Source organism: Bradyrhizobium huanghuaihaiense (assembly GCF_007830635.1).
Lineage (GTDB): Bacteria > Pseudomonadota > Alphaproteobacteria > Rhizobiales > Xanthobacteraceae > Bradyrhizobium > Bradyrhizobium huanghuaihaiense.
In genome coordinates, this window is sequence record NZ_VLLA01000022.1 from 100,530 (window position 1) to 123,821 (window position 23,292).

Below are 23,292 nucleotides of genomic sequence, written 5' to 3' on the forward strand. Positions count from 1 at the left end.
GGCCAATTCCCGCCTATGTTCCGGGGCGACGCGGCTCAGATCGAAGAGCGATTCCTGGGCCTTGCGCTTTGTTCGCGTGAGTCAGCACCCCCAGCTTCTTTGAGAGCGCGCCGTTTCGGGGTGGAACGCGACCAGCCTTATTACCCTCGATTCCGAACGGCGGTTTCGACCAGAGGCTCAATGTCCTTTTCAGATCTCGGACTGTCCGAAAAAGTCCTCGCCGCAGTGGCGGCCACCGGTTACACCAACCCCACCCCCATTCAGGAACAGGCGATCCCCCACGTCCTCGCGCGCAAGGACGTGCTCGGCATCGCCCAGACCGGCACCGGCAAGACCGCGGCCTTCGTGCTGCCGATGCTCACCATCCTCGAGAAGGGCCGCGCCCGGGCGCGGATGCCCCGCACGCTGATCCTGGAGCCGACCCGCGAGCTCGCGGCGCAGGTGAAGGAAAACTTCGACCGCTACGGCGCCGGCCAGAAGCTCAACGTCGCCCTCCTGATCGGCGGCGTCTCCTTCGGCGACCAGGATGCCAAGCTGATGCGCGGCGTCGACGTGCTGATCGCAACCCCGGGCCGCCTGCTCGACCACACCGAGCGCGGCGGTCTCCTGCTCACCGGCGTCGAGCTGCTCGTCATCGACGAAGCCGACCGCATGCTGGACATGGGCTTCATCCCCGACATCGAGCGCATCTGCAAGCTCGTCCCCTTCACCCGGCAGACCCTGTTCTTCACCGCGACCATGCCGCCGGAAATCCGGCGCATCACCGAAGCCTTCCTGCACAATCCGCAGAAGGTCGAAGTCTCCCGCCCCGCCACCACCGCCGTGACCGTGACCCAGGCCCAGGTGCCCGCCGGACGCGAAGCGCATGAGAAGCGCGAATTGCTTCGCCGCCTGCTGCGCGAGGCCAAGGATCTCAAGAACGCGATCATCTTCTGCAATCGCAAGCGCGAGGTCGCGATCGTTCACAAATCGCTCCAGAAGCATGGCTTCAGCGTCGGCGCGCTGCATGGCGACATGGACCAGCCGGCCCGCATGGCCGCGCTCGACCAGTTCCGCAAGGGCGAGCTGCCGCTCCTCGTCGCCTCCGACGTCGCCGCCCGCGGCCTCGACATTCCCGAGGTCAGCCACGTCTTCAATTTCGACGTCCCCCATCACGCCGACGACTATGTCCACCGCATCGGCCGTACCGGCCGCGCCGGCCGCACCGGCACCGCGATCTCGATCGTGACGCCGCTCGACCAGAAGTCGATGGTGGCGATCGAGAAGCTGATCGGCCAGAGCATTCCGCGCGCCGAAGGCGATTACGAAGTGCACGCAGAAGCCGGCGATGCGGCCGAGCGTCCGCGCGAACAGCGTGGCCGCGAGCGTTCGCGCGGCGGACGCGGCAAGCCGCAACGCGGCGGCCGCGATCGTGAGCGCAGCCACGAGCCGCGCGAGGCGCGTGGCGAGGCAAGGCACTCAGCCGAAGCACGGCCCGCCGCCGAGGCGAGGCCTGCACGCGAGGCAAGGCCTCCGCGCGAAGCCAGGCCATCATCCGAGCCGCGTCATGGTGCGCGGGCGCAGGCCAACAATTCGCATGTGCCGTCGATCGGCCGTCCCGAGCCGCGCCGCCAACGCGAGGTCGACACCGAGCCGGGCGATCATTCGCACCTGCCGGCGTTCCTGTTGCGGCCCGTTCGCTCCCCCGCCGGCGCCTGAAGCGCGACGCGCTTCCGGCTGGTTGAGACAGACTTCCGCACAATTTTTCAGACGCATTCGTGAACGTATATTTACGGGGCGTTCACAATCGTCCGTTAGCCTACGAACATAATTTAAGCATTGCTGCGGTCGATGGCGCACCGACCGCTGTGGGGTATGTTCCGTGGTCAAGGTTCTCGACGAACACGAACGCACGATGGCGTTCGCCGAAGTGGCACTCGGCCAGATCCGCTCGCTTCGCCAGACCGCAATCCCCCGCAACTATGAGATCTGGTACGTCTACGCCACCGGCTACAACGCGCCGCTCAACAAGATCGTCAACGAGACGCTGGCGCGTCACGGCAAGCTGACCGAAGCCGATCTCGAGCAGATCTACGAAACCTACCTCTCCCACATCAAGACCACCGATCGCATCGACAAGGTCGGCGCGCGCGTCATCGGCGAGATCGACGACGTGATGCGGGTGCTCAGCGATGCGCTCGGGATGACCGGCTCCTACGATGCCAGCCTGTCGGGCGCATCCGAGAAGCTGTCGTCGGCCAAGAGCCGCGAGCAGGTCAAGGCGATCGTCGAGACGCTGATACGTTCGACCAGCGAGATGCGCGAGACCAACAAGGCGCTCGAAGACCGGCTGACGCTGTCGAAGAACGAGATCAGCAATCTCCAGCAGAGCCTCGAGGCGATTCGCGCCGAAAGTCTGACCGACCCGCTCACAGGCCTCGGCAACCGCAAATATTTCGACCGCATGATCGGCACGGCGGTACAGAGTGCGCTCGCCTCGGGCGAACCGCTCTCGCTGCTGCTGTTCGACATCGATCACTTCAAGTCGTTCAACGATTCCTACGGCCATCTCACCGGCGACCAGGTGCTGCGGCTCGTCGGCCTGTCGCTGAAGCAGACCATCAAGGGCCAGGACATCACCGCCCGTTACGGCGGCGAGGAGTTCGCGGTGGTGCTGCCCAACACCGCGCTGCGCCAGGCCCTCACCGTCGCCGATCACATCCGCCGCGCGGTGATGGCGAAGGAATTGAAGAAGAAATCGACCGGCGAGATTCTCGGCCGCGTCACCATCTCCGTCGGGGTCTCCATGCTCAAGCAGGGCGACGACACCGACGCGCTGATCGAGCGTGCGGACGCCTGCCTCTACGCCGCCAAGCGCAACGGCCGCAACCGCGTGATCTGCGAAGCCGATCCGGAATTCGCGATCGAGAGCCACAGCCGGGTGGCGTGAGGCTATAAGCAACTGCCGTAGGGTGGGCAGCAAAGGCGCGCAGCGCCGTGCCCACCAGCAGGGCCGGCGCAAGGAATGGTGGGCACGCTTCCGCCTTCGCTCTGCGAGCTACGGCGGACGGGTCGCTTCGCCCACCCTACCGCACCGTTCTCTTGGCTGCTTTCTTGGGCGAACGCTTCTTGGCTGCAGCCTTCTTCGGCGCCGCCTTTTTCGCAGGCTTGCTCGCCGCCTTCTTCCCCTTCGGCCGCTTCTTCACCTTGGCGCGCTGGGCGGCGGCGAGCGCCGCCCTCGCCCATTGCGCCAGCTCTGCGGAATCGTCGAACAGGCGCGCGGGCAGCTCCCAGTAGGAGTTGACCACCACGGTCTTGGCACGGGTCGAATACTGGAACGGCTTCGAGCCTTCGGCTTCAAAGTCCGGAATGGTCACCTCGTCGGCGCGCAAGAACAGGCCGGCGCGCAGCGACAGGGCAAAGTTGGTGCCGTCGGCGGAGATGCCGTAGCCGGAGAACATCTTTCGGATGGTGACGGGGCCGAAATCGGCGAACAGGTCGATCAGGAATTCGCGGTCCATGGCCCAACTCTCTCCCCAGCGTCGTCCCCGCGAACGCGGGGACCCATAACCACAGGGAGGAGTTTAGCGAAGACTGGCGGCCAAGAAAGCGTGGTACTAACACCGCCCGTCATCGAGAGATCACGCGGTATGGGTCCTGGCTCCCGTGCGCAATTGCGCACTAGGCCAGGACGACGGCTGGGTAAAACGCGAGAGCCGGGCTTACCCGTCGATCTTGGCCGGCCGCAGCTCGACCGACTCGCCGCAGCCGCAGGCGGAGACCTGGTTGGGGTTGTTGAAGACGAACTGGGCCTGCATCTTGTCGGCCTTGTAGTCCATCTCGGTGCCGAGCAGGAACAGCACGGCCTTGGGATCGACCAGGATCTTGACGCCCTTGTCCTCGACGACCTCGTCGGTCGGGCGGATCTCGTGGGCGTATTCGACCGTGTAGGACTGGCCGGCGCAGCCGCCGTTCTTCACGCCGACGCGCAGGCCGACGATCTCGGAATCGGCGCGCTGGGTCAGCTCGGTGATGCGCTGGGCCGCGGCATCCGTCAGCCGCATCACCTGCGGGCGCGGCCGCCGGGGTTTTGGTGAGGATGCTGGTGTTGCCTGTGTCATGTTACTTATGTGGTCCGTTGCAGAACGAATTCAATGCGCGTTGAGACCGTCACCACATGTTGAGCACGAGGCGGGCCTCGTCGCTCATGCGCTCGGGCGACCACGGCGGCTCCCAGACGACCTTGACGTCGACCACGCCGACACCGGGGACGCTGGCGACTGCGTTCTCGACCATGGTCGGCAGCTCGCCGGCGGCCGGACAGTTCGGCGTCGTCAGCGTCATCTGCACGTCGACGGAGCGGTCGTCCTTGATCTCGACCTTGTAGATCAGGCCAAGCTCGTAGATGTCGGCGGGGATTTCCGGGTCGAACACGGTCTTGAGCCCGGCAATGATCTCGCGGGTCAGCCGCTCGGTCTCCTCCGGCGGCAGAGCCGAATGGGTCTCCATCGGATTGGCTTTGATTTCGGCCGTGTCACTCATGCGAACAAATCCCGCGCCTTCAGCAGCGCCTGTGCCAGATGATCGACTTCTTCCCGCGTATTATACATGCCGAACGAGGCCCGGCATGTGGCCGTGACGTTGAACCGCTCTAAAAGCGGCATGACGCAATGGGTGCCGGCGCGCACCGCGATGCCCTGGCGGTCGATCACGGTCGCGACGTCGTGGGCGTGGGCACCCTTGAGCTCGAACGAGATCACCGGGCCCTTGCCGCGCGCCGTGCCGATCAGACGCAGCGAGTTGATCTCGCGCAAGCGATCCTGGGCGTAGGTGACGAGGTCGTGCTCGTGCGCGGCGATGCGCTCCTTGCCGATCGAATTGACGTAGTCGATGGCCGCGCCGAGGCCGACGGCCTCGACGATCGCAGGCGTGCCGGCCTCGAACTTGTGCGGGGGATCGCCATAGGTGACGACCTCGCGCGACACTTCGCGGATCATCTCGCCGCCACCATTGAAGGGACGCATTGCGACGAGCTGATCGTACTTGGCCCAGAGCACACCGATGCCGGTCGGACCGTAGACCTTGTGGCCGGTGAAGACGTAGAAGTCGCAGCCGAGGTCCTGGACGTCGACCGGAATATGCACCGCGCCCTGGCTGCCGTCGACCAGCACGGGAATGCCGCGGGCATGGGCGATCTTCACGACGTCCTTGACCGGCACGATGGTGCCGAGCGCGTTCGACATCTGCGTGATCGCGACCAGCTTGGTCTTCGATGTCAGCAGCTTCTCGAACTCGTCGATGAGGAAATTGCCCTCGTCGTCGACCGGCGCCCATTTGATCACAGCGCCCTGGCGTTCCCTGAGGAAGTGCCACGGCACGATGTTGGAATGGTGCTCCATGATCGAGATGACGATCTCGTCGCCGTCACCGATGTTCGGACCGCCCCAGGACGAGGCGACCAGATTGATCGCCTCAGTCGCGTTGCGGGTAAAAATCACTTCCTCGGTGCGCGCAGCATTGATGAACTGCGCGACCTTGGCGCGGCCGCCCTCATAGGCTTCCGTTGCGGCATTGGCGAGGTAATGCAGGCCGCGATGCACGTTGGCGTATTCGCTCGTATAGGCCTGCGTCATGCGGTCGAGCACAGACTGCGGCTTCTGCGCAGAGGCGGCGTTGTCGAGATAGACCAGCTTCTTGCCGTAGACTTGCATCGCGAGCGCCGGAAAGTCCTGGCGCACGCGCGCGACGTCATAGGCGCCGTTCTTGACTGCCGGATGCGTGCTCATGACCGCCGCTCCAGCCAGCGCTCGGCAATGCCGATCACGTGCTCGCGCAAACCGTCATCGGCGATCTGCTCGATGGCTTCACCGACGAAGGCCTGGATCAGCAGCGCCTGGGCCTGCTTTTCCGGCAGGCCGCGCGCCTTCAGATAGAACAAGAGGCTGTCGTCCAGCGCGCCGGCGGTGGCACCGTGGCCGCAGGAGACGTCGTCGGCAAAGATTTCCAGCTCGGGCTTGTTGTCGGCCTCGGCCTCGTCCGAGAGCAGCAGCGCGCGGGTCATCATCTTGCCGTCGGTCTTCTGCGCGTCGGGACGGACGATGATGCGGCCCTGGAACACCGAATGGGCGCGATCGTCGATCACGGCGCGGAAGACCTCGCGGCTGACGCAGTTCGGCACGGCATGGTCGACCACCAGCGTGGTGTCGCCATGCTCGGTCTTCTGCAGCAGGTTCACGCCATTGGCCGAGAGCTCACTGCCCTCGCCCGAGAATGTAATGAAGCCCTGCAGGCGGCTGACCGCCGCGCCGGTCGTCATGTTGAAGAAATTGAGCTTTGTGTTCGCGCCGACAGTCACGAACTGAGAGGTGACGTTCACCGCATCGGGCGCATCGTCCATCAGGCGGATATGCGCGATGTCGGCGTCGTCGCCGACCCAGAGGATCACCGCATCGTTGACCTGATAGCCGCCGGCCTTTCCGGCTGCGACGAAGCTCTCTACGACAGTGGCGCGCACGCCTGTGCCAATCCGCAGATGCGAGCGGGTGAACGCGGACGCACCAGCCGCGGTCGCAACATGAATGACCTGGATCGGCGCGGACAAATGGGTGCCGTCAGCCACCGAGACCACGACGCCGTCCGTCGCCATGGCCGCATTGAGCGAGATGACCGCATCGGTCGATGCAGTCTGGAGGAGATCGCCGGCGGCGGGATTGGCCTCGTTCGTGAGAACCTCGCGCAGCGTCTTGACGCTGACCTCGGCGGCAAGCGCCTTCAGGTCCGACAGATCGGCCGCGAACACGCCGTCGACCAGCACCAGCTTGCGGGCGCCCGCGATCGCATGCGCCTTGACCGCCTCCGCGGCGCGCTTCAGCGCGACGGCATCGGGGTTGGCTGCCAGCGGCAGCACCTCGCCGACCAGCGCGCGCAGATCGGTGTATTTCCATTCCTCGATCCGGCGATGCGGCAGGCCGAGACGCTCATAGGTCTCGAACGCCTCGCGGCGCACCGCGATCACGGACGGCGAACCCGGCAGGCGGCCTTCGGCGCTGGCGAAGAGATCGCTCACCGCGCGGCCGTTCCCGGTCTTTGCCACAGCAACGTTCATCGCAAAATTCCTTACGCGGCATCCTCGAACTGGGCGTAGCCGGACGCTTCCAGCTCCAGCGCCAGATCCTTGCCGCCGCTCTTCACGACGCGGCCCTTCGACATCACGTGCACGAAATCGGGCACGATGTAGTTCAGCAGCCGCTGATAGTGGGTGATGACGACCATCGCACGCCCCGGCGAGCGCAACGCGTTGACGCCGTCGGCCGCAATGCGCAGCGCGTCGATGTCGAGGCCGGAATCCATCTCGTCGAGGATGCACAGGCTGGGCTCGAACAGCGCCATCTGCAGCACCTCGTTGCGCTTCTTCTCGCCGCCGGAGAAGCCGACATTGACGCCGCGCTTGAGCATGTCCTGCGGGATGTTCAGCGACTTCGAGACCTCGCGGACCTTCTTCAGGAAATCCGGCGTCGAATATTCGCTCTCGCCGCGCGCTTTGCGCTGCGCGTTCAGCGCGGTGCGCAGGAACGTCATGGTGGCGACGCCGGGAATCTCGACCGGATACTGGAACGCCAGGAACACGCCCTTGGCGGCGCGCTCGTCCGGATCCATCTCCAGGAGGTCCTCGCCCTTGAACAGGATCTGGCCGTCGGTGACCTCGTAGCCGGGCTTGCCGGCGATGACGTGCGAGAGCGTCGATTTGCCGGAGCCGTTCGGCCCCATGATCGCGTGCACCTCGCCCTCGTTCACGGTCAGCGTCAGCCCGTGGAGGATCTCACGCTCCTCGACACGAACCTTGAGGTCTTTCACTTCAAGCAAAGCCATCTTGGTATCCAGTCTATTCAATTGATGTTGGAGCGCCGGAGCGCGCCGCCGGGGTCAGCGATCAGCCGACCGACCCTTCGAGCGAGATCGAGATCAGCTTCTGCGCTTCGACCGCGAATTCCATCGGCAGCTGCTGCAGCACGTCCTTGACGAAGCCGTTGACGACAAGGCCGACAGCCTCTTCCTGCGAAAGGCCGCGCTGGATGCAGTAGAACAGCACGTCTTCGGAGATCTTCGAGGTTGTCGCTTCGTGCTCGAACGTCGCCGAGGAGTTCTTGGCCTCGATATACGGCACGGTGTGCGCGCCGCATTTGTCGCCGATCAGCAGCGAGTCGCAGGCGGTGAAGTTGCGCGCGCCGGTCGCTTTTCGGTGCGCGGTCACGAGGCCGCGATAGGTGTTCTGCGACTTTCCGGCGGCGATGCCCTTGGAGATGATGCGGCTCGACGTGTTCTTGCCGAGATGGATCATCTTGGTGCCGCTATCGACCTGCTGGAAGCCGTTCGAGATCGCGATCGAATAGAACTCGCCACGCGAGTTGTCGCCGCGCAGGATGCAGCTCGGATACTTCCAGGTGATCGCCGAACCGGTCTCGACCTGGGTCCAGGAGATCTTGGAGTTGGCGCCGCGGCAATCGCCACGCTTGGTGACGAAATTGTAAATGCCGCCCTTGCCTTCCGAATTGCCGGGATACCAGTTCTGCACCGTCGAATATTTGATCTCGGCATCGTCGAGCGCAACGAGCTCGACCACGGCGGCGTGCAGCTGGTTCTCGTCGCGCTGCGGCGCGGTGCAGCCTTCGAGATAGGAGACGTAGGAGCCCTTGTCCGCGATGATCAGCGTGCGCTCGAACTGGCCGGTGTTGCGCTCGTTGATGCGGAAATAGGTCGACAGCTCCATCGGGCAGCGCACGCCCGGCGGCACGTAGACGAACGAGCCGTCGGAGAACACCGCCGAGTTCAGCGTCGCATAGAAATTGTCCGAGGTCGGAACCACCGAGCCGAGGTACTTCTGCACGAGCTCAGGGTGCTCGCGAATCGCCTCAGAGATCGGCATGAAGATCACGCCGGCCTTCTTCAGCTCGGCCTTGAACGTGGTCGCAACCGAGACCGAATCGAACACGGCATCGACCGCGATCTTGCGGCGCGCCGGATCTTCCTCGCCCGGCTTCGGCTCGACGCCTTCGAGCATGGCGACTTCCCGCAAGGGGATGCCGAGCTTCTCGTAGGTCTTCAGAATCTCGGGATCGATCTCGTCGAGCGAGGAGACCGACTTCTTCGGCTTCGGCGCCGCGTAGTAATAGAGATCCTGGAAGTCGATCTTGGGATAGTCGACGCGGGCCCAGGTCGGCTCGGTCATGGTCAGCCAACGCCGATACGCCTCGAGCCGCCACTGGAGCATCCAGGCGGGTTCGTTCTTCTTCTGTGAGATGAATTTTACGATCTCTTCCGACAGCCCCTTGGGGGCCTTCTCGGAGTCGATCAGGGTCTCAAACCCATAACGATATTGGTCGACGTCGATGCGCTTCACGCGCTCGACCGTCTCTTGTACGGCTGGCATTCCATCCTCCGCTCGCGGTTTCAAGGACCGCGGTGGATCAAACTCGGACGAGTATTACGATGTTTTTTGGCAGAAAGCACGGGCTTAGAACCGTTCGAGCCGTGTTTCGTCGCTTAGCCTCTAAGTAGGGTATTACCGAGCTTTCGCCAAGCCTCTAACGTCCTATTGATGTCCTCAGGTTCCGTGGACCAGCCCAGACTGAGGCGCACTGCTCCCTGCGCCACCGCGGGGTCGTACCCCATGGCCGACAGCACATGCGACGGCTGGACCTTACCGGAAGAACACGCTGAACCGGAGGACACTGCGACCCCTTCGAGGTCAAAGCCGATCACGGCAGTCTCCGCCTTGAGGCCGCGCGCTGTGAACAAAGTGGTATTGGGTAACCTCGCCACGTCCTTCGAGAAGACGGTCGCGCCGGCGATCGCCCGGATGCCATTTTCCAAGCGATCTCTGAGGGTTGCCATGCGCTCCGTATCCTCCGGCAGAGCCTGAAGCGCGGCCTTCACGGCAGCGCCGAAGCTGGCGATTCCCGCGACATTTTCAGTCCCGGCCCGCCGGTTCAGCTCCTGCCCGCCGCCCCGGAGTACGGGCTCAAGCCCGGCAATCCCCTCCGCCACGACCAGCGCGCCGACGCCCTTGGGACCGCCGATCTTGTGCGCAGAAAAGGTCGCAAGGTCCGCGCCTATCGCGTTAATATTAAAAGGCATTTTGCCAAGCGCCTGGATCGCATCGACGTGCAGCAGGCCGCCGGCCTCATGAACGATCTGCGCCGCCTCCACGACCGGCTGGAGCGCGCCGGTCTCATTGTTGGCCGCCATGATCGAGACCAGCGCAGGCGGACCGTCCATCAGCTGCGTCTTCAGATAGTCGAGATCGACCACGCCGGCCCGTGTCACCCCGATATGGCCGATCTTGTCCGCCGGGAACCGGCCGCCTGACAGCACCGAGGCGTGCTCCACTGCCGAGACCAGCAGCCGCTCCACGGGACCGCCAGCCGGTCCCCGCAGTCCGGGCGACAGCGCCAGCGCGTTGGCCTCGGTCCCAGCGGAGGTGAAGACGACATTGCGCGGCAACCCACCGACTGCAGCGGCGAGCGTGGCACGGGCGTCCTCGACCAGACGCCGCGCCTCGCGTCCCTCGGCATGGACCGAGGAGGGATTGCCGATCAGCTCCCAGGCCGCGAGCATCGCGGCGCGCGCCTCGGGGCGAAGCGGCGTCGTCGCGTTCCAGTCGAGATACACACGGGTCGGCATAGAGTAATATATTACCTTGTATTCACAGAGGCTCGCCCTCCCGCCCGACATGGGCCGCGGCCGCGCCCTTGGCAACCTGATTCCGGACCCGCCTGTCCCGGTGACGCGCCCATGACACGCTAACGCCTTGAGCCTATTGGCCGATGTTCAAGATGCTTGCTTTTTGCCCCTGCGCCCATGCTAGAACGCGGCCGTCAAGTCACCGTGCGCCGTTTGCGCATCACCGCGAGGCGCACGCCTTCTCTCCCTTCATTCGCGCTTTCGTCGGCATCCGCCGATGAAGCCACAATCGGTTGATTGCCGAGGATCCTCGTTCCAGCACATCAATCAAGAGATCATCGATGCCTGAAGTCATTTTCGCCGGCCCCGCTGGCCGCCTCGAAGGCCGCTATCACCCGGCCAAGCAGAAGAACGCGCCGATCGCGATGATCCTGCATCCGCATCCGCAGTTTCACGGCACGATGAACCATCAGATCGTGTACCAGTGCTACTATGCCTTCGCACATCGCGGCTTCTCGGTGCTGCGCTTCAATTTCCGCGGCGTCGGCCGCAGCCAGGGCTCGTTCGACCACGGCACCGGCGAATTGTCCGATGCGGCGGCGGCGCTCGACTGGGCGCAGACCATCAATCCCGAAGCGCGCGCCTGCTGGGTCGCCGGCTTCTCCTTCGGCGCCTGGATCGGCATGCAGCTCCTGATGCGCCGCCCCGAGGTCGAAGGCTTCATCTCGATCGCGCCGCCGGCCAATCTCTATGACTTCTCCTTCCTCGCACCCTGTCCCTCCTCGGGCCTGATCGTGCATGGTGAGAAGGACGCGGTGGTGCCGCCCAAGGACGTCAACACGCTGGTCGAGAAGCTGAAGACGCAGAAGGGCATCGTGATCGACCAGCAGATCATCCCCGGCGCCAACCACTTCTTCGACGCCAAGCTCGAGCCGCTGATGGAAACCATCACGGCGTATCTCGACATGCGCCTGGCGAACGTGCGGTAACGTCCGCAGCTTTGTAGCCCGGATGGAGCGAAGCGAAATCCGGGACCCCTGTCGCTTGTGGCGTGCCCCCGGATTGCGCTTCGCTCCATCCGGGCTACGCGCTCAAGCCAGCTTCAGCGCGACGATCCCCATCAAGACGAGCGCGATGCCCGCAAGCTTCAGCGCGCTCAAACTCTCGCCGAACAGCACGACGCCCATGACGAAAGTGCCGGCAGCGCCAATGCCGGTCCACACCGAATAGGCGACGCCGACCTCGAGCACCTTCAGCGCCCGCCCGAGCAGGAAGACGAAGGCGACGAGCAGCGCCAGCGAGACGATGGTCCAGCCCACGCGCGTGTAGCCTTCCGCGTATTTCATCGAGATCGCCCAGCCGACATCGAGCGCGCCGGCGACCACCAGCATCAGCCAGGCCACAGAGGACGACATCGGCGCGCTCAGGCCGCGAGCTTGAGCAGATGCGCGTCGTGGCGAACGAGGAAGGCGCGCAGCAATTGCGGATAGTCCGCGCCGACTGCGGTGCGCACGCTCGGACGTTTGGCGAGTTCTGTCCGCCAGGCCCGGACCTTCGGCACATCGCGGAAAATGCCGTGCTCGGTCAATTCGTCGAACAGGTCGAAGTAGCGGAAGATCGGCGCGAACACCGCATCGACCAGGCTGAACGTCTCGCCTGCAAAAAAGGGCCCTGCACCGAGCGCCGCTTCGACACGCGCGAATTTCGCTGCAAGCGCCTGGCGCTTGCTGTCGAACGTCGCCGGATCCGTCGTCGTCTCCAGGCCCCAGACATCGCCGAGGATCGCCGAGCCAAACTCCATCCAGGCGCGGTGCTCGGCCCGCTTCAGGGCATCCGACGGATGCAGCTTGAGGCCTGCTTGCGTCTCCTCGATGTACTCGCAGATCACGTTGCTCTCGAACAGCGCGACCTCGCCCTTCTCCGTCGTCACCACCAGCACCGGCACCTTGCCGAGCGGCGAGAGCTTCAAGAACCAGTCGGGCTTATTGGCGAGATCGATGTCGATCCGCTCGAACGGTACACCCTTCTCTTTCAGCGCGATCACGGCACGCTGCACGTAGGGACAAAGCTTGTGGCTGATCAGTTTCAGTGAAGCGGTCATTGGCAACGATCCCGGCGGTTAAATGCAACTGCATCCAACATAAATGCATTTGCATTTACATGTCAAGATCCATGCATCTGCATTAACCGCCCCACCTCAGGGCCGCGCGATCACCCCACCCGTCATCGGCATCGGCACGCCCGTGGTCGCCGGATAGGACAGCGGCAGGCCCTTCATGCCGCGCACGGCCAGGAAGCCGAAGGCCTGCGCTTCGATGGCGTCGGAAGCCCAGCCGAGCGTTTCGGCGGCCTCGACGGTGGCCGATCCCACACGGTCCCGCAGCATGCGCAGCATGGTGAGGTTGCGGGCGCCGCCGCCGCAGACGATCCAGCTCCGCGGCCGGCGCGGCAGCAGCGGGATGATTCGGGCGATCGCAGCAGCGGTGAAGGCCGTGAGTGTGGCCGCGCCGTCGGCCGGCGCCACGTCGCCGAGCTTGAGCGCGGCAAAGTCGTTGCGGTCGAGCGATTTCGGCGGCGGGCTTGCGAAGAACGGCAACTCCAGCGCACGGGCGATCCAGGCTTCATCCGCCTTGCCGAGCGCCGCGAACTTGCCTTCCGCGTCGAAGGCCTGGTTCATGGTTCGGTACATGAAGTCGTCGAGCAGCGCGTTGCCCGGCCCGGTGTCGCAGGCGATCAGCGTATCGTTGCCGTCGATATAGGTGATGTTGGAGACGCCGCCGATATTGACCACGACGATCGGCCCCTCGCGCTCCAGCGAATTGGCAAGCGCCCGGTGGTAGACCGGTACGAACGGCGCTCCCTGCCCGCCGGCCTCGACGTCGGCGGCGCGGAAGTCGTGCATGACGGGAATATGGATCGCCCTTGCCAGCGCCGGCGCATCGCCGATCTGCACCGTCAGCCGCTTCTCGGGGCGGTGCAGCACGGTCTGGCCGTGGAAACCGACGATGTCGATGTCTTCCGGCCGCATCCGGTTCTGGGCGACGAAGGCGGCCACCGCCTCGGCATGCGCCAGTGTCACCGCGCGCTCGGCCTCGGCCAGGATTCCCGGCCGGGCATAGCGCTGCTGCAGGTGCACCGCCTCGGAGAGCGCTTGGCGCAGCAGGTTGCGCTCGGCCGGGCTATAGGGCCGGTAGCCGGAGGGCCCGAACGCCTTCACCAGCTTTCCATCGGTTTCGATCAGCGCGACATCGACCCCGTCCAGCGAGGTGCCGCTCATCAAACCGAGTGCCGTCAACATCATGGATCAGCGTCCTCAACAGACCCCCTCCGGCATGCCGATCTTGTGCCAGAGGGACACATCTTATAATGCCACAGCGCCAAGTGGCGGGCAGCAACCGAGTTCCCACGGAAGACCCTTAAATTGCTCCCGAAACAGTAAACCAAGAATTGTCAGGCACGCCGACAGATGACTGCTTTTAAATCGGATTTCCTCAACACCCTGCAGGAACGTGGATTCATCCACCAATGCTCCGATTTCGAGGGGCTGGACGCCCTCGCCGCCAAGGGCGAGGCGACCGCCTATGTCGGCTACGATTGCACCGCCCGCTCGCTGCACATCGGCAATTACCTGACCATGATGATGCTGCACTGGCTGCAGCAGTCCGGCAACAAGCCGATCACCCTGATGGGCGGCGGCACCACCATGGTCGGCGATCCCTCGGGCAAGGACGAGACGCGCGCGATGCGCACCGTCGCCGAGATCGAGGCCAACAAGGAATCGATCCGCGGCGTGTTCGCGAAGGTGCTGCGCTATGGCGATGGCAAGAGCGACGCCGTCATGCTCGACAACGCGGAGTGGCTGACCAAGCTGAACTGGATCGAGATGCTGCGAGACGTCGGCCGGCACTTCTCGGTCAACCGCATGCTGACGATGGACTCCGTGCGCTTGCGCCTCGAGCGCGAGCAGGAGATGAGCTTCATCGAGTTCAACTACATGGTCTGCCAGGCCTACGACTTCGTCGAGCTCGCCAAGCGCACCGGCTGCAAATTGCAGATGGGCGGCTCCGATCAGTGGGGCAACATCATCATGGGCGTCGATCTCGGCCGCCGCATGGGCACCCATCAGCTGTTCGCGCTGACGACGCCGCTGCTGACGACGGCGTCGGGCGCCAAGATGGGCAAGACCGCGCAAGGCGCAGTGTGGCTCAATGCCGACCAGTTCTCGCCTTATGATTTCTGGCAGTACTGGCGCAACACCGAGGACGCCGACGTCGGCAAGTTCCTGAAACTGTTCACGACGCTGCCGATGGCCGAGATCAAGAAGCTCGAGGCGCTCGGCGGCTCGGAGATCAACGAGGCCAAGAAGGTGCTCGCGACCGAGGCGACCGCGCTGCTGCACGGCCGCGACGCAGCAAACGAAGCGGCTGAAACCGCGCGCCGCACTTTTGAGGAAGGCGCGCTCGCAGAGAGTCTCCCGACCGTGGAAATTCCGCGCGGCGAACTGGACGCCGGCCTCGGCGTGCTCAACGCCTTCGTGAAGGCGGGCCTGGTTGCCTCCAATGGCGAGGCGCGGCGCCAGATCAAGGGCGGCGGCCTGCGCGTCAACGACGCGCCGGTCACCGACGAGAAGATGGCGCTCTCAGCGGCCAATCTGACGCCGGAAGGCGTGGTCAAGCTGTCCTTCGGCAAGAAGAAGCACGTCCTCATCAAGCCTGCATAGGCGTATGAGCTTTTGATGCTTGTCAGGGCGCACGGATGCGCGCTCCCTGACCGGCAATGGACCAGAACACGCCCAAGGAAGTGTCCAAGAACGAAAGTGTGGCGGCGCCGCAAGGTGCCGTGCGCATCGCGCTCACCGTGCTCGCGCTCTGCTTCACGCTGGCCGTGCTGGGACGCGGGCTCGGCGACAGCTTTACGGTGTTCCTGAAGCCGATCTCGGAAAGTTTTGGCTGGGACCGCGCGCAGATCGTCTCGGTCTATTCGCTCACCTGGCTCGCGAGCGGCCTCACCGCTCCCTTCGTCGGACGCCTGTTCGATCATTCCGGACCGCGCATCGTCTATGCGCTCGGCTTAGCGCTGCTCGGCGCGGCCTTCCTGATCGCGGCGCACGCCCAGCATCTGTGGCAGTTCCAGCTCTCGATCGGCCTCTGCGTCGGCATCGGTATCGCCTTCATCGGCATCGTGCCGAACTCGATCCTGCTCGGGCGCTGGTTCGGGCCGCGCCTGCCGACCGCGATGTCGGTGGTGTATTCGGCGATGGGCGGCGGCGTGCTGGCGCTGCTGCCGGCCTCGCAGGTGCTGATCGATCACATCGGCTGGCGCGACACCTACCAGCTGTTCGGCCTTGCCGCTTTGGGCCTGCTGGTGCCGCTGCTGCTGCTGCCGTGGCGGCTGTTCGCCGCGGGCTCGCCGCACGTCGTGAAGAAGACCGATCCTGATTTCGTCGACAACGGCTGGACGCTGCTCGGCGCGATGCGCCACCACGCCTTCTGGGCGCTGTTCTCGACCTTCTTCTTCACCGCCGTCGGCATGTACGCGATCGCAGCCCAGATCGTGGCCTACCTGATCGATGCCGGCTTCCCGCCGCTCCAGGCCGCGACCGCCTGGGGCTTCTCCGGCGTCGTGCTGGTGTTCGGGATGCTCGGCGTCTCCGCGCTCGACGGGCTGATTGGACGCCGGCCGTCCGTGCTGCTGAGCTACGCGATCTCGATCCTCGGCATCGTCCTGCTCTGGCTGCTGCAGTATTCGCCGAACATCTTCCTGCTCACCGGTTTCGTCGTCTGCTTCGGCAGCATGATGGGCTCGCGCGGCCCGCTGATCAGCGCGACCGCGATGCGGATCTTCCAGGGCAAGCGCATGGGCACCATCTACGGCACGATCTCGATCGGCAGCGGCCTCGGCTCGGCGTTCGGCTCCTGGAGCGGCGGCCTGATCCACGACGCGACCCACGGCTACAACGCGCTGCTCGCCTTCGCACTTGCGAGCGTGATCCTCGGGATGATTCCATTCCTGATTGTGCCCGCCTTGCGGCGTTAGGTATCTCGGGGGTAACCTGATCGCTTTCGCGTCACCGGAAAATTACGGGTGGGACCGGTGCGAATACGCGCAAAAAATACGGGCTGCACGCGGCAGAAACCCCAGCCTGCGGTGTTTTGTCCGACATGACAAAAATGTCAGGGCGAAATTTATCTTGGGTGGCTTGCGAGGAGGAACCGAATGCGGTCCAAGTCGCTACATTGGATGGAGGGCAAACCAATGGACTTTTCTTTTCTCTCTCGCTTTCAACCGGTTCTTCTGAGCCTGTTTCGCTTCATCACCGGCCTCTTGCTGTTCCAGTACGGCATTGCCAAGCTGTTCAAGTTCCCGCCTGTGCCGATGTTCGCAAAAGTCGAACTGATGTCACTCTACGGCGCAGCCGGGACGATCGAACTGGTGGTTGGCGGGCTGTTGATGATCGGCCTGTTCACGCGCCTCGCCGCTTTCATCCTCTCGGGTGAAATGGCCTTCGCGTACTTCATGGGCCACATGTTCAAGGGCGAAGCGCCGGTATTCCTGCCCCTGCTCAATGGCGGCACCGCAGCGATCCTGTTCTGCTTCGCCTGCCTCTACCTGTCGGCCGCCGGCGGCGGACCGATCAGCGTCGATGCCGTGATGGGCAAGGAGAGCGGCGCAGCCGGCGGCGCGTTCGCGCGGCGCTAAGGCGCCCCCGGATCACTCCACAAGCAGCGGCACCGGCGCATCCGCCGGTGCCGTATCAACGCGCCCCAAGCACGTTCCAGATCAGAACGAGGGCCGCGACGAGCAGCACGGACATGATAATGCGATGAACGAATCGATTCATTGCAGGTCCTGCCCTATCCCGTAACTACCAAAATCCAAGATCGATTTTCCCGGGCAGTCCGCAGCGGCGGACGCCAAAACACGGCGATTTACCTGCAGGATTGCGCATCCGGCTGCGCAAGGTGTTGCGCGCGGCAGCGCGCCGCACGCGTCCATTCATGATTGGTAAGAACTTCATGCTACCGACGCGAGCAATAACAACCATTTCGTAGAGGCCGCGATGAAGCTGCTCAGCCATCTGAAGATCCGCACCAAGCTCACCAGCATGGTCTGCCTCGCGGCGCTCACGGTGACGGCCATCATCGGCGTATCGGCGGTGCTCAGCAAGAGCCGCATGATCGAGGACCGCGTCCAGCAGATGCGGACCGCAGTGGAATTGCTCTACAACTACGCACAATCGCTCCAGGACGAGGTCGCCGCCGGCAAGCTGACGCAGGCCGAGGCCAAGGCCCAATTCCACCAGCGCGGCCGCCGCATGAGCTTCAACGGCGGCCAGGGCTACCCCGTCGTCTACAATCCCGACACCTCGCTGTTCGTGAACGGCGCCAACCAGCAGCTTGAAGGCAAGATCACCGGCGCGATCGACTCCAACGGCGTCCTCATCGCCGACGCCATCCTCAACGCGGCCAATCAGAATGCGCAGGGCGGCGTGGCCTCCTATCTCTATCCCCGCCCCGGCCAGACCGAGCCCGTGCGCAAGACCGTGTTCACGCGCAAATTCGCCCCCTGGAACGTGACGATCAGCTACGGCCTCTATGTCGACGACATCGACGCCGACGTGCGCGCGCTGACGCTGGAGCTCGCCGCGATCGGCGTCGGCCTGATGCTGCTGATGGCGACACTGTCGTGGCTGATCGCCCGCGACGTGCTCGGCGCGCTCGACCGCCAGAAGAACCGCATGCAGGAAATCTCCGAAGGCGCCATCGACAAGCCGGTCGAGGAGACCGACCGCGGCGACGAGATCGGCCGCATGGCCGAGACGCTCGAAGTCCTCAGGCAGACCGCGCTGACGGCGCGCAATCTGGAGGCCGAGCAGGTCGCGGCGAAGTCGCGCAGCGAGCAGGAGAAGCGCGAGGCCCTGATCGCGCTTGCCGACCGCTTCGATGCCTCTGTCGGCCAGCTCGTCGGCCTGATGGCCTCCGGCTCCGGTGAGCTCGAGACCACCGCCAAGTCGATGTCGTCGACCGCCGAGGGCACCAACCGCCGCGCCGCCGTGGTCGGCTCCGCCGCGACCCAGGCCAGCCAGCGCGTCCAGACGGTTGCGGCTGCCGCCGAAGAGCTCTCCTCTTCCATCACCGAGATCAGCCGACAGGTCGCGCAATCGGCCGAAGTCACCGGTCGCGCCGTGGACAGCGCCCGCCGCACCGACACCATCGTGCGTGCGCTCTCGGACGGCGCCCAGCAGATCGAGCATGTCGCTGAGCTGATCTCCAGCATCGCAGCCCAGACCAACCTGCTCGCGCTCAATGCCACCATCGAGGCGGCGCGCGCGGGTGAAGCCGGCCGCGGCTTTGCCGTCGTCGCCTCCGAAGTGAAGTCGCTGGCGAGCCAGACCGCGGAAGCCACCCGCGAGATCGGCGACAAGATCGCCCAGATCCAGGGCGCGACCAAGGAGGCCGTGGACGCCATCGGCGGCATCACCGCCACCATCGAGGAGGTCAGCCGCATCGCGACCTCGATTGGAGCTGCCATCGAGGAGCAAGGCGCCGCCACCGCCGAGATCGCGCGCAGCGTCTCGCAGACGGCGGAAGCGACCAAGGAAGTCACCACCAATATCGGCGTCGTCTCCACCGCCGCCAACGAGACCGGCAACGCCGCCGGCATGGTGCTCGCCGCGGCCAGCAGCCTCTCCAAACAGGCCGAGCAGCTCTCCGGCGAAGTCGGCACGTTCCTCAAGGGCGTGCGCGCGGCGTAGGCTGCGGGCGCTGGAGGCTCCGCAGCGTCATGCCGGGCGGGACGCTTGAGCCCCGCTCCTACCGCCGCGCGAGGCTGCAGCCGCTCGAGAGCTGGCGCGTCGAGCCGGTCGAACCGTCGTTGGACTGGGACGGGAATTCCTCGAACGGCGTATTCTGCTTGCCGGTATTGAATTCGAAGATCTTGCGGAACACGCCCGGCACCATCGCGGACACCGGATTGACGCGCATCACGGGCGCGGCCGGTGTGCCGACGACCTCGTAGGTCACACCGATCAGGCCCTCCTTGTCGCCGCCGCCGAGAAACAGCCCGAGGACAGGAATCTGTCCGAACATGTTGTTCAAGCCGTACATCGGCACGAAGGTGCCGCTCATGCACACCTGGTTGCCGGGATAGTCGATCGAGCCTTCGATGGTGGCGCCGATCATCGGGCCCTTGACCACGCCGTCGCGGATCGTGAGCGCGCCGTTCTGGCGGGTGAACTCAGCGCGAAGCGCACTGAAGGAAACGCCGTTGCCGGTGCCGTTCGGCGCGCCGGCGGCAACGCGCTCGAGCTGTGCCTCGCCCTTCACCGTGAAGTCGCGCACGTTGATGAGACCCTCGCGCGAGGTGTTCGGCTCCGATGTCGGCGGCTCCATTGCCACCACCATCTGACCGCCGACCGCCTTGGTGTAGGTGTCGGTGAAGCGCAGCAGCGCGCCGGCATCGTTGGTCTGGAGGTAGATCACCTCGCGGTTGCCCTGGGCGCGGCCGCCGCGCAGGTCAGCCGCAACGGGCGTGTCGCGGCCGATCTTGCCGCTCAGCGTGAAAGCCTTGATGGCGCCGCTGCGCTTCGACATCTTGGCATCGACGCTGCGCATCGCCTCGCCGTTGAAGCCGGCGACCGCACCGAGCTTCACGTCGATGTCGAAATCGACGTTCTTCAGCTTGCTCTTGTCGTCCTTGGAATTGCCTGAGATCGCCGACTTCAGGAAACCGCGGCCGTCGAACACGTCGCCGCGCACGGTGCCGCGCACCACGCCATCCTGGCCGCGCTCGACCTTCAACGACGCCTTGTCACCGTCGGACGGCGCATAGGTCGGGAAGTTCGCGCTCACGAGATCGCCATTCGGATCGAGCTCGAGCGAGCCCTTGATCGAGGCGCCGCTGCCTTCGATGACGATGTCCTCGAAGCGGGTCGATTGCGCCGTCGGCACCACCTTGAAGCTGGCCTTGCCGGACCTGCCCGGCAGCTTGACCCAGCCGGGCAGGATGTTGTCGAGCTTGACCGAGGTCAGGTCGGCCTCGACGCCGAGCTTCGTCGTCTGGTCCGCACCGCCGGCGATCTTGCCGGACAGCTTGATCGGCAATGAACCGCTGACGGCGGGGCTGAGATCGAAGCCGAGGCGCGCGCGGCTTGCATCGTCCAGCGTCGCCTGCAATCGGACGTCGGCATCGCCCTCGGCCGGCTTGCGGTAGTCGAGCGAGGCGGCCTGCCCGTTGATCTTGACGTCACCCTTGACCTGGTAGCCCTGGTTGTTGGCCGCGATCTTCAGATTGTTGGCCTCGAGCTTCTGGTTCATCACCAGCTTGTCGGCGGCAAAGCCGTTGAGGTCGGCGGTGACGGCATAGGTCGTGTCGGACTTGGTCAGTTCGCCCTTGACCGGCATGCCGAGCTGGATGTTCGCCGAGAACGTTCCCTTGCTGGTGTTGGGATCGACCACGGTCGCCGACAGATCGCTCAGCCGATCGTTCGAGAGCATTTCGGCCGCAGCAGGCACGGGACCGTCGACGCGGAACCTGGTGCGCGAGGGCGACGGCTTGGGCGCCATGTCAGGCACCTCGAAGGTGAAGTCGGAGATCGTGATCTTGCGACCGGCCGGCGTGTCGGCGATGCCCTGCCCGATATTCACCGTCGCCGTGCGTCCGGTCACGCGCGCCCTCAAATCGGCATCGTGCACCACCGGCATGCCGTCCACGGGACGAACCGCGACGCCGCTCGCGACGATGTTGACCGACAAGCCGTCGTCCGGGATCGGCGGCCCCTTGCGCGGAAGGTTCCTGGTCGGCGAGTTGATACCGATCTCGATACGCTGGAGTGTGCCGCGCTCGATCCGCTCGATCACCCACTCACGCAACTCGGGAACGACAAGCGTCGGCCACATCCGCTTGAGCGCGGAGGCCGACATCGGCGTTCCCGCAAAGCCCAGCGTCAGCCGCGGCTCGCCGGAATAGTCGATGGCACCGGTGCCGGCGACGCCGATCTCGCCGTTGCTGATATCGGCCTGCGTCAGCAACAGGCGCTTGTGGTCGGTATCGAAGCGGAAACCGATCGCGATGCGGTTGAAGACGAGCGGCGGCTCGTTGTCGATACCGCCGAGGAGGATCGATCCGCCGCTGAAGCCGAGCTGCCAGTCGTTGATGTTACCGTTGGGCGGCTCGACATGGGCCAGAAGCGTCAGACGGTTGGCGCCGGAGAGGATCTTGAAGGGTGCGACCAGCACCCGTCGGTTGGCGTCCCACTCGACGTTGATCTCGGCGGAATCGATTGCCATCGGATAATCGGGCGTGTCGGTGTCGATGATGTTGCCCGCGCCGACTGCGATCTTGCCGCGAAAGAACGTCGGCACGCCGTCGCGGCCGAGCTCGCCCTTGAGCTCGCCGGTCAGCGGCAGGTCGGCGGTATAGGTGAGATCCTTCACCCGCAGCGCCAGCAGGATGTTGGAGGTCGAGACCTTGTCGGCCTTGATGTCGACCGAGCGCACGCCATTCTCGGCCGGACCGATCGTGGCGCGCAGCATCCAGGGACGCGCGCCCTCCTCGCCGAGGCTGAGCGCGACGCCGCCGTGGCTCGGCCGGCGCAGACTGAGCGTGATGTTCTCAAAGCTCCATTTGCTGCCGCGCTGCTGATCGTCAACGATCAGGTTGCCGTTCTTCAGGCCGATCTCGTTGAGGTTCTGGCCGTCGAGGCCGGTCAAACTCAGGCTGTCGAGCCAGTCGAGGCCCTGGAGAATGCCGCTCTGCGCGGTCGCCTGAGGCGCGCCTTGCGATGCGGCTTGAGATGGGTCCTGGCCCGCGGGCGCCGTAGCGAATGGCGGCGGCGGAACGCCGTTGCGCGGGAATGTCGGCGGCAGGCCCGCATCCTTCTTGGAGGCAACGCCGGTTGCCAGCGGTTTGGCGGTGTCGCCGGCCGAGACCGTGACGGTGCCGTCGGGCGCAATCCGGATCGCCAGCTCGGCATCGACGAGATTGAGGCTTTCCGCGCGCAGGTGCCCCATCAGCAAGCCCGCGCCCGACAGCCTCACCTCGGCCTTCGGGGCGCTGGCGACGATGGCATGGTCGCGGTCGCGCACGATGATGTCGCGAATGCGCACGGCGATACGGACCCGCCCGGCGCGCTCGATCTGGGTGCCGCCGACCTCAACCGTGTTGCCGTGGCCGATATTGTCCTCGATGGCGGCGGCAAGCCAGGGCGTCGCGATGTCGAGATTGATGGGTCCGGCGCCGAGCCGCCACCACAGCGCACCGAAACAGCCGATAAAGATGACGATGAGGGCGCCGACGACGACAGCCAGCCGCTTCAGCCAGCGACCGCCGCCCGGCCAGCGGCGCGGCGACCCAAAGCGATGGAAGCCCGAATGGGAACGTGACAACAGCCGGCGCGCCCGGTGGCCCGCCGCCGCTTCCTGATCCGGATCCCAGTCGGCTTCGTCCCATTCCTGCGGCTGTTGTTGACCGCCGCGCCGATCGAAATCCCGATTGTAATCCTGGGGCGACGTATTCCTTGCCATTGCCTCTCGATACAGGCGCCCATCGTAGGACTGAGCACCGCCGGGACCGCAGCCGTCCACGGGACGCGAAGCCCCCTGCGCCGGCACTGCCGCCATACCTCGAATATTC

General features: G+C 65.0%; 20 protein-coding genes. 7 read left to right on the plus strand and 13 right to left on the minus strand.

Going from position 1 to position 23,292, the window contains the following annotated elements:
• Positions 1 to 180: 180 nt before the first annotated feature.
• Positions 181 to 1,698, plus strand: a complete 1,518-nt coding sequence (locus IQ16_RS33690) for a DEAD/DEAH box helicase (protein WP_018641715.1) — start codon at positions 181 to 183, stop codon at positions 1,696 to 1,698.
• Between the two features lie 163 nt (positions 1,699 to 1,861).
• Positions 1,862 to 2,929, plus strand: a complete 1,068-nt coding sequence (locus tag IQ16_RS33695) for a GGDEF domain-containing protein (protein ID WP_018641714.1) — start codon at positions 1,862 to 1,864, stop codon at positions 2,927 to 2,929.
• A 136-nt stretch (positions 2,930 to 3,065) separates the two neighbouring features.
• On the opposite strand, the gene IQ16_RS33700 is transcribed toward IQ16_RS33695, so the two are convergent.
• The 8 genes from IQ16_RS33700 to IQ16_RS33735 form a co-directional block, all read right to left on the minus strand.
• Positions 3,066 to 3,500: a TfoX/Sxy family protein gene (locus IQ16_RS33700; protein WP_026311795.1), complete on the minus strand. Its 435-nt coding sequence runs from the start codon at positions 3,498 to 3,500 to the stop codon at positions 3,066 to 3,068.
• Between the two features lie 201 nt (positions 3,501 to 3,701).
• Positions 3,702 to 4,100, minus strand: a complete 399-nt coding sequence (locus tag IQ16_RS33705; RefSeq protein WP_026311794.1) for a HesB/IscA family protein — start codon at positions 4,098 to 4,100, stop codon at positions 3,702 to 3,704.
• 49 nt (positions 4,101 to 4,149) lie between these two features.
• On the minus strand, positions 4,150 to 4,521 hold the full coding sequence (locus IQ16_RS33710; protein WP_018641712.1) for an SUF system Fe-S cluster assembly protein: 372 nt from the start codon (positions 4,519 to 4,521) through the stop codon (positions 4,150 to 4,152).
• Positions 4,518 to 5,765 carry a cysteine desulfurase gene (locus IQ16_RS33715; protein ID WP_018641711.1) on the minus strand — a complete coding sequence of 416 codons (1,248 nt, stop codon included), beginning with the start codon at positions 5,763 to 5,765 and terminating at the stop codon, positions 4,518 to 4,520. Before IQ16_RS33715 ends, IQ16_RS33710 begins: the two co-directional genes overlap by 4 nt.
• The gene (sufD, locus tag IQ16_RS33720; RefSeq protein ID WP_018641710.1) at positions 5,762 to 7,084 is read right to left on the minus strand and encodes a Fe-S cluster assembly protein SufD; all 1,323 of its coding nucleotides are present in this window, start codon (positions 7,082 to 7,084) and stop codon (positions 5,762 to 5,764) included. The genes IQ16_RS33715 and sufD overlap by 4 nt, the downstream gene beginning before the upstream one ends.
• Before the next feature lie 11 nt (positions 7,085 to 7,095).
• Positions 7,096 to 7,848: a Fe-S cluster assembly ATPase SufC gene (sufC, locus tag IQ16_RS33725; RefSeq protein WP_018641709.1), complete on the minus strand. Its 753-nt coding sequence runs from the start codon at positions 7,846 to 7,848 to the stop codon at positions 7,096 to 7,098.
• A 61-nt stretch (positions 7,849 to 7,909) separates the two neighbouring features.
• Positions 7,910 to 9,406, minus strand: a complete 1,497-nt coding sequence (sufB, locus tag IQ16_RS33730; RefSeq protein WP_018641708.1) for a Fe-S cluster assembly protein SufB — start codon at positions 9,404 to 9,406, stop codon at positions 7,910 to 7,912.
• Between the two features lie 113 nt (positions 9,407 to 9,519).
• Positions 9,520 to 10,659: a cysteine desulfurase family protein gene (locus tag IQ16_RS33735; RefSeq protein WP_026311793.1), complete on the minus strand. Its 1,140-nt coding sequence runs from the start codon at positions 10,657 to 10,659 to the stop codon at positions 9,520 to 9,522.
• Between the two features lie 341 nt (positions 10,660 to 11,000).
• Here IQ16_RS33735 and IQ16_RS33740 point away from each other — a divergent pair, with 341 nt between their 5' ends.
• Positions 11,001 to 11,648, plus strand: a complete 648-nt coding sequence (locus tag IQ16_RS33740; protein WP_018641706.1) for an alpha/beta hydrolase — start codon at positions 11,001 to 11,003, stop codon at positions 11,646 to 11,648.
• 102 nt (positions 11,649 to 11,750) lie between these two features.
• Here IQ16_RS33740 and IQ16_RS33745 read toward each other — a convergent pair whose 3' ends face one another.
• The 3 genes from IQ16_RS33745 to IQ16_RS33755 form a co-directional block, all read right to left on the minus strand.
• Positions 11,751 to 12,074 carry a DMT family transporter gene (locus IQ16_RS33745; RefSeq protein ID WP_018641705.1) on the minus strand — a complete coding sequence of 108 codons (324 nt, stop codon included), beginning with the start codon at positions 12,072 to 12,074 and terminating at the stop codon, positions 11,751 to 11,753.
• A gap of 8 nt (positions 12,075 to 12,082) precedes the next feature.
• Positions 12,083 to 12,760: a glutathione S-transferase family protein gene (locus IQ16_RS33750; RefSeq protein ID WP_018641704.1), complete on the minus strand. Its 678-nt coding sequence runs from the start codon at positions 12,758 to 12,760 to the stop codon at positions 12,083 to 12,085.
• Positions 12,761 to 12,856: 96 nt separating this feature from the next.
• Complete coding sequence (locus tag IQ16_RS33755; protein WP_018641703.1) at positions 12,857 to 13,960, minus strand: anhydro-N-acetylmuramic acid kinase; 1,104 nt, start codon at positions 13,958 to 13,960, stop codon at positions 12,857 to 12,859.
• 165 nt (positions 13,961 to 14,125) lie between these two features.
• On the opposite strand from IQ16_RS33755, the gene tyrS reads away from it, so the two are divergent.
• The 3 genes from tyrS to IQ16_RS33770 all read left to right on the plus strand — a co-directional run bounded on the left by tyrS (position 14,126) and on the right by IQ16_RS33770 (position 17,358).
• Positions 14,126 to 15,379 carry a tyrosine--tRNA ligase gene (gene tyrS, locus IQ16_RS33760; protein ID WP_018641702.1) on the plus strand — a complete coding sequence of 418 codons (1,254 nt, stop codon included), beginning with the start codon at positions 14,126 to 14,128 and terminating at the stop codon, positions 15,377 to 15,379.
• 56 nt (positions 15,380 to 15,435) lie between these two features.
• The gene (locus tag IQ16_RS33765; RefSeq protein ID WP_018641701.1) at positions 15,436 to 16,695 is read left to right on the plus strand and encodes an MFS transporter; all 1,260 of its coding nucleotides are present in this window, start codon (positions 15,436 to 15,438) and stop codon (positions 16,693 to 16,695) included.
• A 219-nt stretch (positions 16,696 to 16,914) separates the two neighbouring features.
• Positions 16,915 to 17,358, plus strand: a complete 444-nt coding sequence (locus IQ16_RS33770) for a DoxX family protein (protein ID WP_018641700.1) — start codon at positions 16,915 to 16,917, stop codon at positions 17,356 to 17,358.
• 166 nt (positions 17,359 to 17,524) lie between these two features.
• On the opposite strand, the gene IQ16_RS33775 is transcribed toward IQ16_RS33770, so the two are convergent.
• Entirely contained in the window at positions 17,525 to 17,737 is a 213-nt protein-coding gene (locus IQ16_RS33775) for a hypothetical protein (protein ID WP_145831989.1), read from the minus strand.
• On the opposite strand from IQ16_RS33775, the gene IQ16_RS33780 reads away from it, so the two are divergent.
• Positions 17,720 to 19,414, plus strand: a complete 1,695-nt coding sequence (locus IQ16_RS33780) for a methyl-accepting chemotaxis protein (RefSeq protein WP_018641699.1) — start codon at positions 17,720 to 17,722, stop codon at positions 19,412 to 19,414. The genes IQ16_RS33775 and IQ16_RS33780 overlap by 18 nt on opposite strands.
• Positions 19,415 to 19,472: 58 nt before the next feature.
• Here the strand turns inward: IQ16_RS33780 and IQ16_RS33785 are convergent, their stop codons facing one another.
• Positions 19,473 to 23,279 carry a YhdP family protein gene (locus IQ16_RS33785; protein WP_018641698.1) on the minus strand — a complete coding sequence of 1,269 codons (3,807 nt, stop codon included), beginning with the start codon at positions 23,277 to 23,279 and terminating at the stop codon, positions 19,473 to 19,475.
• Positions 23,280 to 23,292: the final 13 nt, after the last annotated feature.

Bases quoted from the DNA above. Each gene is read 5' to 3' on its own strand.
- IQ16_RS33690 (WP_018641715.1), top strand. From the start codon at position 181: ATGTCCTTTTCAGATCTCGGACTGTCCGAAAAAGTCCTCGCCGCAGTG.
- IQ16_RS33700 (WP_026311795.1), bottom strand. From the start codon at position 3,500: ATGGACCGCGAATTCCTGATCGACCTGTTCGCCGATTTCGGCCCCGTC.
- IQ16_RS33705 (WP_026311794.1), bottom strand. From the start codon at position 4,100: ATGACACAGGCAACACCAGCATCCTCACCAAAACCCCGGCGGCCGCGC.
- IQ16_RS33710 (WP_018641712.1), bottom strand. From the start codon at position 4,521: ATGAGTGACACGGCCGAAATCAAAGCCAATCCGATGGAGACCCATTCG.
- IQ16_RS33715 (WP_018641711.1), bottom strand. From the start codon at position 5,765: ATGAGCACGCATCCGGCAGTCAAGAACGGCGCCTATGACGTCGCGCGC.
- sufD (WP_018641710.1), bottom strand. From the start codon at position 7,084: ATGAACGTTGCTGTGGCAAAGACCGGGAACGGCCGCGCGGTGAGCGAT.
- sufC (WP_018641709.1), bottom strand. From the start codon at position 7,848: ATGGCTTTGCTTGAAGTGAAAGACCTCAAGGTTCGTGTCGAGGAGCGT.
- sufB (WP_018641708.1), bottom strand. From the start codon at position 9,406: ATGCCAGCCGTACAAGAGACGGTCGAGCGCGTGAAGCGCATCGACGTC.
- IQ16_RS33735 (WP_026311793.1), bottom strand. From the start codon at position 10,659: ATGCCGACCCGTGTGTATCTCGACTGGAACGCGACGACGCCGCTTCGC.
- IQ16_RS33740 (WP_018641706.1), top strand. From the start codon at position 11,001: ATGCCTGAAGTCATTTTCGCCGGCCCCGCTGGCCGCCTCGAAGGCCGC.
- IQ16_RS33745 (WP_018641705.1), bottom strand. From the start codon at position 12,074: ATGTCGTCCTCTGTGGCCTGGCTGATGCTGGTGGTCGCCGGCGCGCTC.
- IQ16_RS33750 (WP_018641704.1), bottom strand. From the start codon at position 12,760: ATGACCGCTTCACTGAAACTGATCAGCCACAAGCTTTGTCCCTACGTG.
- IQ16_RS33755 (WP_018641703.1), bottom strand. From the start codon at position 13,960: ATGATGTTGACGGCACTCGGTTTGATGAGCGGCACCTCGCTGGACGGG.
- tyrS (WP_018641702.1), top strand. From the start codon at position 14,126: ATGACTGCTTTTAAATCGGATTTCCTCAACACCCTGCAGGAACGTGGA.
- IQ16_RS33765 (WP_018641701.1), top strand. From the start codon at position 15,436: ATGGACCAGAACACGCCCAAGGAAGTGTCCAAGAACGAAAGTGTGGCG.
- IQ16_RS33770 (WP_018641700.1), top strand. From the start codon at position 16,915: ATGGACTTTTCTTTTCTCTCTCGCTTTCAACCGGTTCTTCTGAGCCTG.
- IQ16_RS33780 (WP_018641699.1), top strand. From the start codon at position 17,720: ATGAAGCTGCTCAGCCATCTGAAGATCCGCACCAAGCTCACCAGCATG.
- IQ16_RS33775 (WP_145831989.1), bottom strand. From the start codon at position 17,737: ATGGCTGAGCAGCTTCATCGCGGCCTCTACGAAATGGTTGTTATTGCT.
- IQ16_RS33785 (WP_018641698.1), bottom strand. From the start codon at position 23,279: ATGGCGGCAGTGCCGGCGCAGGGGGCTTCGCGTCCCGTGGACGGCTGC.